This window comes from Bradyrhizobium sp. Rc3b (genome assembly GCF_900114915.1).
GTDB lineage: Bacteria > Pseudomonadota > Alphaproteobacteria > Rhizobiales > Xanthobacteraceae > Bradyrhizobium.
Genome location: NZ_FOUS01000026.1, coordinates 45193 through 53487 on the forward strand (window position 1 = coordinate 45193; position 8295 = coordinate 53487).

Sequence of the window (8295 nt, forward strand, 5' to 3'; positions counted from 1 at the left end):
GGGTTATTGGGCAACGGCACGCGCCACGGTCGCTGATCACCGAATGATGTCGAAGCTGTAGTCAGTTTTGCCAAGAACGTTTGTCTTCTTGTCGATTTCATCGAAGATCTTGTCCAGTATCTTCACCAGCACATTCAGGCCGCCCTGATAGCCCCATAGGGGCGAGCGGTGATGATGATGCCGATCGAAAATCGGAAAGCCGATGCGGATGAGCGGCGTTCCAGTATCGCGCTCCAGATACTTGCCGTACGTGTTGCCAATCAGAAAATCGACTGGCTCGGTGAACAGGAGTGAGCGCATGTGCCAGAGGTCTCGACCGGGATAGGCTTGGCAGCCCTGCCCAAATGGCGAGCTTGCAAGCAGCACCTGCATTTTTTCGTGCCAGGCCTTGTTGCCGTTGGTAGACAGAACATGGGTCGGTTCGGCGCCGAGTTCGAGCAGAAACGCAGCCAACCCATAGCAAAGATCCGGATCGCCATAGATCGCGAACTTCTTGCCATGGATGTGAGCGCTGGAGTCAGCGATGGCGTCGACCAGCCGGCCACGTTCTCGCGCGAGTTGCTCGGGAATCTCCTTGCCGCTAATGCCTGACAACGCCACGATAAAGTCATCCGTTGCGGACAAGCCTACCGGGTAGTTGAAGGATACGACGTCTTGGCCATGCTCAGCCACGAATGGCAGCGTTTTTTCGGTGCACCACTGCTGCATGGAGATTGTCGCCTTGGAGTGAACCGCGTTGGCCGCATCTTCCAGCGTGGTCCCGCCGTCATACATCCGGAATTCGCCGTCTGTCGGAGTATCGAAGACTTCAGAATTATCCGCTAGAATCGTGTGCTGAATGCCCATCAACGCCAAGATGCGCTTGATCTCGCGGAGATTTCCTACGGTATAGCCATCGAACCCACCAATGATGTTGATCGCGCCGTTCTGCTTGCGCTCCAGCTTCGGCGCTGTTCCGGCCTTACCGTCCCAAAAATGCTCCAGAATGCCCTTGAGCGCATTGTCATAACCGGTGACGTGGCTGCCGACGAACGCCGGCGTATGGGCGAATGGCACATCGAAGTCCGCCGGAACCGAGCCTTTCTCTTTTGATGTCTTGATGAAGGCGTTGAGATCATCGCCGATTACCTCGGCCATGCAGGTCGTGGAGACCGCGATCATCTTGGGTTTGTACATGTTATAGCTGTTTGCGAGACCGTCGATCATGTTGTTCAGCCCGCCGAATACGGCAGCATCTTCCGTCATCGACGAAGAGACGCAGGAAGAAGGCTCCTTGAAGTGCCGCGAAAGATGGCTGCGGTAATAGGCCACGCAGCCTTGCGAGCCGTGGACGAAGGGCAGCGTTCCCTCAAAGCCAACAGAGGCGAATACCGCGCCAAGCGGTTGACAGGCCTTGGCCGGATTTACCGCCAAGGCCTCTCGCGCAAAGTTCTTTTCCCGATATTCAGCCGTTTTCGTCCATTCCTTGATACGTTCGACCTCGGCGTGATCGCGAGGGTTCTCAAATACCTTCTTCTTAGCCAGCATCTGCTGGTATTCTGGACCGCGGAACAGTTCGAGATGATCGAGCACGTGTTCGGCACTCTGCGCCATTGTTGAAGTCCTTCACTATCGAGATTGGTATCGCTCCGGCTTTCCCAGAGAGCGAGATGAGTTGTTTTATTCTGCAGCCAGGAGCTTGGGCCCCGAAGCTTCCTTCCAAGGGGCCTTCGTTTTCTTCCAGACCGGCGAGTTGACGGCCATGTCCATGTCGCGCGCAAAGATCGCAAAGCCGTCATAGCCGTGATATGGGCCCGAATAGTCCCAGGAGTGCATCTGCCGGAACGGCACACCCATCTTTTGAAAAACGTACTTTTCCTTGATGCCCGACCCGACAAGGTCAGGCTGCAGCTTTTCGACGAAGCGCTCGAATTCATAGCCATTGACGTCATCGTAGATGAGCGTGCTGTCCTTTACGTAGTGCTGAGCTGTGCGCTGATAGTCATCGTTGTGACCGAACTCGTATCCGGTGCCAATGACTTCCATCCCGAGGTCCTCGTATGCGCCGATCACATGACGCGGACGGAGCCCGCCGACGTACAGCATCACCGTCTTGCCCTGAAGGCGCGGGCGATATTTCGCGATCACGGCGTTCACCAGCGGCTGGTACTTTTCAATCACCCGCTCGGCGCCTTCCTTAATCTTATCGTCGAAATAGCCGGCAATCTTCCGCAGCGACTCTGCGATCTTTGAGGGCCCGAAGAAGTTGTACTCGCACCAGGGGATACCGAATTTCTCTTCCATGTGGCGTGAGATGTAGTTCATGGAACGGTAGCAATGCAGAATGTTGAGCTTTGCCTTAGGCGTTGCCTCAAGCTCAGCCAGTGAACCGTCGCCGGACCACTGCGCGATCACTCGCAAGCCCATCTCCTCCAGCAGAATTCGTGATGACCACGCGTCGCCGCCGATATTATAGTCTCCGATGATCGCAACATCGTACGGCGTCGGCTCAAACTTTGGTTCGGCATCGGACTCGAGTTGGTCGAAAATCCAATCGCGTACAGCGTCGTTGGCAATGTGGTGGCCTAGTGACTGCGACACGCCCCGAAAGCCCTCACAGCGGACCGGCACAATCGTCTTGCCGCCATATTCCTTGGATTTCGCTCTCGATACGGCCTCGATGTCGTCACCGATCAATCCTATCGGACATTCCGATTGGATCGTGATGCCGTTGTTGAGGGGAAACAGCTCCTGGATTTCGTCAAGAATTTTGATCAGTTTCTTGTCGCCACCGAATACGATATCCTTTTCCTGGAAGTCAGAGGTGAACTGCAGGGTCACGAAACTATCAATGCCCGTCGTGCCAACGTAATAATTGCGTCGCGAGCCCCACGAATACTGACCGCAGCCGACCGGGCCATGGCTGATATGGACCATGTCCTTGATCGGTCCCCAGACCACCCCCTTTGACCCTGCATAGGCGCAGCCTCTGATCGTCATCACGCCAGGTATGGATTTGATGTTGGACTTCACCCCGCAATCTGACTTGCCGGCTTGGTGAACGTTGAGGTGCTTTGCGCGCCGTTTCGCGGTTTTCTCCGGATAGACCTTCAGCACCTCCTCAATCAGCTCTTTGTTGCGAGCCCTGATTTCTGCGATGCTCTGGGTCGTGGCAAGACTCATCTGATATCCTTCAAAGGTTAGCTGTTGCGAGGCGGCTTCTTGACGAAGAGTTCTGCAACCAGCATGCCAGCGTCTCCTGAGCACGAAAAACAGAGCAATAAAAATTGCTTAGCGCGCCTCATGCGGTGACAGGGGGCTTGTTGCGAACCCGACATCACACTTCTGGACAGAGAACTCTTGGTTTGGCGCTGTTCGAAATGGAACAAGGACTGGTCATGCGTGAAATTTCCCGACCAATTCTCGAGCGTGTCCGAGATCGCGGTATTCTGCGATCGCGCTCGCCGAAGGCGCCGCACAGGAACACCGGTCGCAAGACGGCTGACCGACACAGGCCTGCCAATGCTATCTCATCTTGCTGCGAGCTACAGGTGCTTACTTGCTGCGATGCGATGAGGTGCATCAGCTCATCTTCCGGATCTCAATACGAGCTGCCTTGCCACCTGGACATCGTAGGCTCGCCGTCAGGAGAACAGCTGCCGCGCCTTGATAACCGCACGCACGAGTACATCGATCTCTTGACGTGTATTGTAAAGTCCGAGGGACGCACGGCACGTTGCCAGCACCCCGAAGCGCTTGTGCAGAGGCATCGCACGATGGGTACCGGCCCGCACCGCTACACCGGCACGCTCGATGACGGTGGCAATATCATGCGCATGCGCACCTCGCGGATCATCTCCCCGCCGCCGTTGAAGGGCGATATGGATTCGAGATGCTCAAACTTGCCGTAAAGCACACCGATCCCAGTCGGACCAAGAGTTTATGGCCCGTCATGACGTAGAAATCGCAATCAATGTCGCAGACGTCTGCGCTGGACGCATCCTTGCGATCCGTCGACCAGCACCGGGATACCACGGGCATGCGCGATCCTCACCACGTCTTTCACGGGTAATACCGTGCCGAGCACGTTCGACATTTGTGTGATTGCAACCATCTTGGCGCGCGGGGGTCAGCAGTCGCTCAAACTCGTCGAGCAAGAAGATTCCGCCATCATCACCGACGCCCCTTTGATCACTGCACCGAGGCGTTCCCTGAGAAGGTGCCATGGCACAATGTTGGAGTGGTGTTCCATTATCGAGAGAACGATCTCATCACCCGGCGTAATGCGTTCGCGGCCAAAAGTCTGGGCGACGAGATTGATTGCCTCTGTGGCGCTCCGGGTAAAGATGATCTCTTCGTTCAAACGCGCGTTCACAAAACGCGCCACCTTGGTACGGGCGCCTTCATACGCCTCGGTGGCCGCTTAGCGAGATAGTGCAAGCCGCGATGAACGTTCGCGTATTCGCTCGCGTACACCTGCATCATACGGTCAAGCACCGCGGTGGGTTTTTGCGCGGATGCAGCGTTATCGAGGTAAACAAGCGGCTCGCCGTGCACCCTCATGGCGAGTGCAGGAAAGTCCGTACGCAGACGGTTGACATCGTAACTTCCATTGCTCACGGCGGGATGTGCACTCATCGCCTCGCCTGCAGCCAGTGTTCAGCTTGCGCCGTTACAAAATCGCGCAGATTCTGGGACGTGATCTCCTCAATCGGCTCGCCAATGAATGCTTTAATCAGCAATATCCGCGCATCCTTCTCGGATAGCCCCCGAGCGCGCAGATAAAATACGAGAGCGTCGTCCAGCGCACCCGATGTCGCTCCGTGGCGGCAGGCCACGTCGTCAGCCAAGATTTCGAGTTCGGGCTTGTTGTCGGCCTCGGCCTGGTCGGATAGCAGCAACGCTCGCGTCGTCAGAGTGGCGTCCGTCTTCCGCGCCGCGGGACGAACGAGAATTCGGCCCTGAAATACCGAGCGGCCGCAATCGTCGATGACCGCGCGGAACTTCTCCCGGCTGTTGCAATGTGGCACGGCGTGGTCGACCACGATCTTTGTGTCGGCGTGAAGCTCGTCTCTGACGAGATTAACTCCATTCGCCGAGAGCTTGGTTCCCTCGCCAGCCAGCGTGATGAATCCCTGATAGCGGCTGATGGAGCCGCTGCAGGTCATGGTGAAGAGGTCGAGCTTAGCCCTGGCGCCGACTGCCATGATTGCCGACGAGATGTTCACGGCGTCAGAGGCAGCGGCCGCCACGCGGATATGCGAAAGGCGTGCCTCTTCGCCAACTAGGGCGATTATCGCATCGTTGGCTTGATAGCCGCTCGCGCCTTCAGCCGGGACGAAACTTTCCAGGATGGCCGCATGCGCTCCTTTACCAAGCTGGAGATAAGAGCGTGTATAGGTGGATACCGACAGTCCGGTTGCGACGTGAACGATTTGAATTGGACGCTTCACCGCATTTCCGTCGGCGACCGTAATCACCAGGCCATCTGTCGCCATTGCGGCATTGAGCGAGATCGCCGAATCGCTCGTCGTCGACAGCAGCAGACCGGCCATGGCCACAGCGGCCGGAGTCTCCAGAACCTCTCGCAGCGAGCGCACAACGACTTCAGTTTCCAGCCTGCCGAGATCGGATAGCTCCGGCGCGAACATGCCGTCCACCAAAACCAGTTTGACTGCCTGATCGGCAGCCACTTGCTTGGCCGACACCTTTGCGCGCGCCAGCGCTTGCGCGTCTGGTTGCGGAGCGAGTGGCAGCACCTCGCCGATCAGAGCGCGCAGATCTGTGTATTTCCAGTCTTCCATGCCTCGATGCGGGAGGCCGGCACGTTTGTAGACGTCAAATGCCCGCGCCCGGATTTGGGGGACAGGGCCTGCACCAGGCAGCCGTCCACGTGCCTCGGCGAAAATATCGTCCGTTGCACGTTCGGCGTCGGCTTTGGCCAAAACCTGCTTCATCGGGGAATCCCTCGGCCCGTCAGGCAGCGTCTTCAAATTGGGCGTAGCCACAAGCCTCCAGCTCCAGCGCGAGTTCCTTGCCCCCGCTCTTCCTGACCCGCCCTTTTGACATCACGTGCACAATGTCCGGCACGATATGGTCGAGAAGCCGCCGATAGTGGGTGATCAGGATCATCGCTCGTGCCGGCGAACGCAAGGCATTGATGCCGCTGGCGACGATACGCAGCGCGTCGATGTCCAGGCCGGAATCGATCTCGTCAAGGATGCACAGACTCGGCTCCAATAATGCCATCTGCAAAATTTCGTTGCGCTTCTTCTCGCCGCCGGAGAAGCCGACATTGACGCCGCGCTTGATCATGTCGTGGGGAATTTTGAGCGAACCGGCCACCTCGCGGACTCTTTTCAGGAACTCGGGGGTGGAGAATTCGCGCTGGTCGCGGGCCTTGCGCTGGGCGTTCAGCGCCGCCCGCAAGAAGTTCATGGTGGTCACGCCGGGGATATCGACCGGATACTGGAACGCCAGGAACACGCCCTTGGCGGCGCGTTCATTTGGCTCCATCCTCAAGAGGTTCTCGCCCCTGAACAGGACTTGTCCGCCGGTGATCTCATAGCCCGGCTTGCCTGCGATGACGTGCGAGAGCGTCGATTTGCCGGAGCCGTTCGGCCCCATGATCGCGTGCACCTCACCCGCATTGACGTTAAGATGCAGGCCCCGGATGATTTCGCGGTTTTCGACACGAACATGCAAATCGTGGATTTCGAGTAGCGCCATTCTGATCTGATCCCTGAAATGCATCATCCGGCGAGCCGCATTCGAGCTGGCTCGCGAGGGGGTTGTTTATCCGACAGATCCGTCGAGCGAGATCGAGATTAGCTTCTGCGCTTCCACCGCGAACTCCATCGGCAGCTTTTGCAGAACTTGCTTGACGAAGCCGTTGACGACGAGGCCGACCGCTTCTTCCTGGCTGAGCCCGCGCTGGATGCAGTAAAACAGCACGTCCTCGGAGATTTTCGAGGTCGTCGCTTCGTGCTCGAACGTCGCCGAGGAGTTCTTGGCCTCGATGTACGGCACGGTGTGCGCGCCGCACTTATCGCCGATCAGCAGCGAGTCGCAGGCGGTGAAGTTGCGCGCGCCGGTCGCTTTCCGGTGCGCGGTGACGAGGCCGCGATAGGTGTTCTGCGACTTGCCGGCCGCGATGCCCTTGGAGATGATCCGGCTCGACGTGTTCTTGCCGAGATGAATCATCTTGGTGCCCGAATCGACCTGCTGGAAGCCGTTCGAGATCGCGATCGAGTAGAACTCGCCGCTCGAATTGTCACCGCGGAGAATGCAGCTCGGATATTTCCAGGTGATCGCCGAACCCGTTTCGACCTGGGTCCAGGAGATCTTCGAACGGTTGCCGCGGCAGTCGCCACGCTTGGTGACGAAATTGTAGATGCCGCCCTTGCCTTCCGAATTGCCGGGGTACCAGTTCTGCACCGTCGAATATTTGATCTCGGCGTCGTCATGCGCGACGAGCTCGACCACGGCGGCGTGGAGCTGGTTCTCATCGCGCTGCGGCGCGGTGCAGCCCTCGAGATAGGAGACGTAGGCGCCCTTGTCGGCGATGATCAGCGTGCGCTCGAACTGGCCGGTATTGCGCTCGTTGATGCGGAAATAGGTCGACAGCTCCATCGGGCAGCGCACGCCCGGCGGCACGTAGACGAACGAGCCGTCGGAGAACACCGCCGAGTTCAGTGTCGCGTAGAAATTGTCCGAGGTCGGAACCACCGAGCCCAGATATTTCTGCACCAATTCAGGATGCTCGCGGATCGCTTCCGAGATCGGCATAAAGATCACGCCGGCCTTCTTCAGCTCCGCCTTGAACGTGGTCGCAACCGAAACCGAATCGAAGACAGCATCGACCGCGATCTTGCGGCGCGCCGGATCTTCCTCACCGACCTTCGGCTCGACACCTTCGAGCATGGCAACTTCCCGCAAGGGAATGCCGAGCTTCTCGTAGGTCTTCAGGATCTCCGGATCGATCTCGTCCAGCGAGGTGACCGTCTTCTTCGGCTTCGGCGCCGCGTAGTAATAGAGGTCCTGGAAGTCGATCTTGGGATAATCGACGCGCGCCCAGGTCGGCTCGGTCATGGTCAGCCAGCGCCGATAGGCCTCGAGCCGCCACTGGAGCATCCAGTCGGGTTCGTCCTTCTTCTGCGAGATGAATTTTACGATCTCTTCCGAAAGCCCCTTGGGGGCCTTCTCGGAGTCGATCAGGGTCTCAAACCCATAACGATACTGGTCGACGTCGATGCGCTTCACGCGCTCGACCGTCTCTTGCACGGCTACCATTGCCCGCTCCAGTGGCACAACGAC

The 8295-nt window shown here is 58.0% G+C and carries 6 protein-coding genes and 1 pseudogene; all 7 read right to left on the reverse strand.

Annotated elements, in window-relative coordinates:
- Positions 1-36 precede the first annotated feature (36 nt).
- Positions 37-1593 (reverse strand): nitrogenase molybdenum-iron protein subunit beta, encoded by a 1557-nt coding sequence (gene nifK / locus BM190_RS37860; protein ID WP_092262845.1) that lies wholly within the window; start codon positions 1591-1593, stop codon positions 37-39.
- A 66-nt stretch (positions 1594-1659) separates the two neighbouring features.
- The gene (gene nifD, locus BM190_RS37865; protein WP_092262848.1) at positions 1660-3162 is read right to left on the reverse strand and encodes a nitrogenase molybdenum-iron protein alpha chain; all 1503 of its coding nucleotides are present in this window, start codon (positions 3160-3162) and stop codon (positions 1660-1662) included.
- A 461-nt stretch (positions 3163-3623) separates the two neighbouring features.
- The gene (locus tag BM190_RS42010; protein WP_244550889.1) at positions 3624-3773 is read right to left on the reverse strand and encodes an aminotransferase class V-fold PLP-dependent enzyme; all 150 of its coding nucleotides are present in this window, start codon (positions 3771-3773) and stop codon (positions 3624-3626) included.
- A 2-nt stretch (positions 3774-3775) separates the two neighbouring features.
- Positions 3776-4617 (reverse strand): annotated as a pseudogene (locus BM190_RS37870) (aminotransferase class V-fold PLP-dependent enzyme).
- Positions 4614-5936, reverse strand: a complete 1323-nt coding sequence (sufD, locus tag BM190_RS37875; protein WP_092262851.1) for a Fe-S cluster assembly protein SufD — start codon at positions 5934-5936, stop codon at positions 4614-4616. The pseudogene BM190_RS37870 and the gene sufD overlap by 4 nt, the downstream one beginning before the upstream one ends.
- 19 nt (positions 5937-5955) lie before the next feature.
- On the reverse strand, positions 5956-6708 hold the full coding sequence (gene sufC, locus BM190_RS37880; protein WP_177237528.1) for a Fe-S cluster assembly ATPase SufC: 753 nt from the start codon (positions 6706-6708) through the stop codon (positions 5956-5958).
- A 66-nt stretch (positions 6709-6774) separates the two neighbouring features.
- Entirely contained in the window at positions 6775-8271 is a 1497-nt protein-coding gene (sufB, locus tag BM190_RS37885; RefSeq protein ID WP_092262855.1) for a Fe-S cluster assembly protein SufB, read from the reverse strand.
- Between the last annotated feature and the right edge of the window lie 24 nt (positions 8272-8295).

Excerpts from the sequence above, each read along its gene's own strand:
- nifK (WP_092262845.1), bottom strand. The coding sequence starts at position 1,593 with ATGGCGCAGAGTGCCGAACACGTGCTCGATCATCTCGAACTGTTCCGC.
- nifD (WP_092262848.1), bottom strand. The coding sequence starts at position 3,162 with ATGAGTCTTGCCACGACCCAGAGCATCGCAGAAATCAGGGCTCGCAAC.
- sufD (WP_092262851.1), bottom strand. The coding sequence starts at position 5,936 with ATGAAGCAGGTTTTGGCCAAAGCCGACGCCGAACGTGCAACGGACGAT.
- sufC (WP_177237528.1), bottom strand. The coding sequence starts at position 6,708 with ATGGCGCTACTCGAAATCCACGATTTGCATGTTCGTGTCGAAAACCGC.
- sufB (WP_092262855.1), bottom strand. The coding sequence starts at position 8,271 with ATGGTAGCCGTGCAAGAGACGGTCGAGCGCGTGAAGCGCATCGACGTC.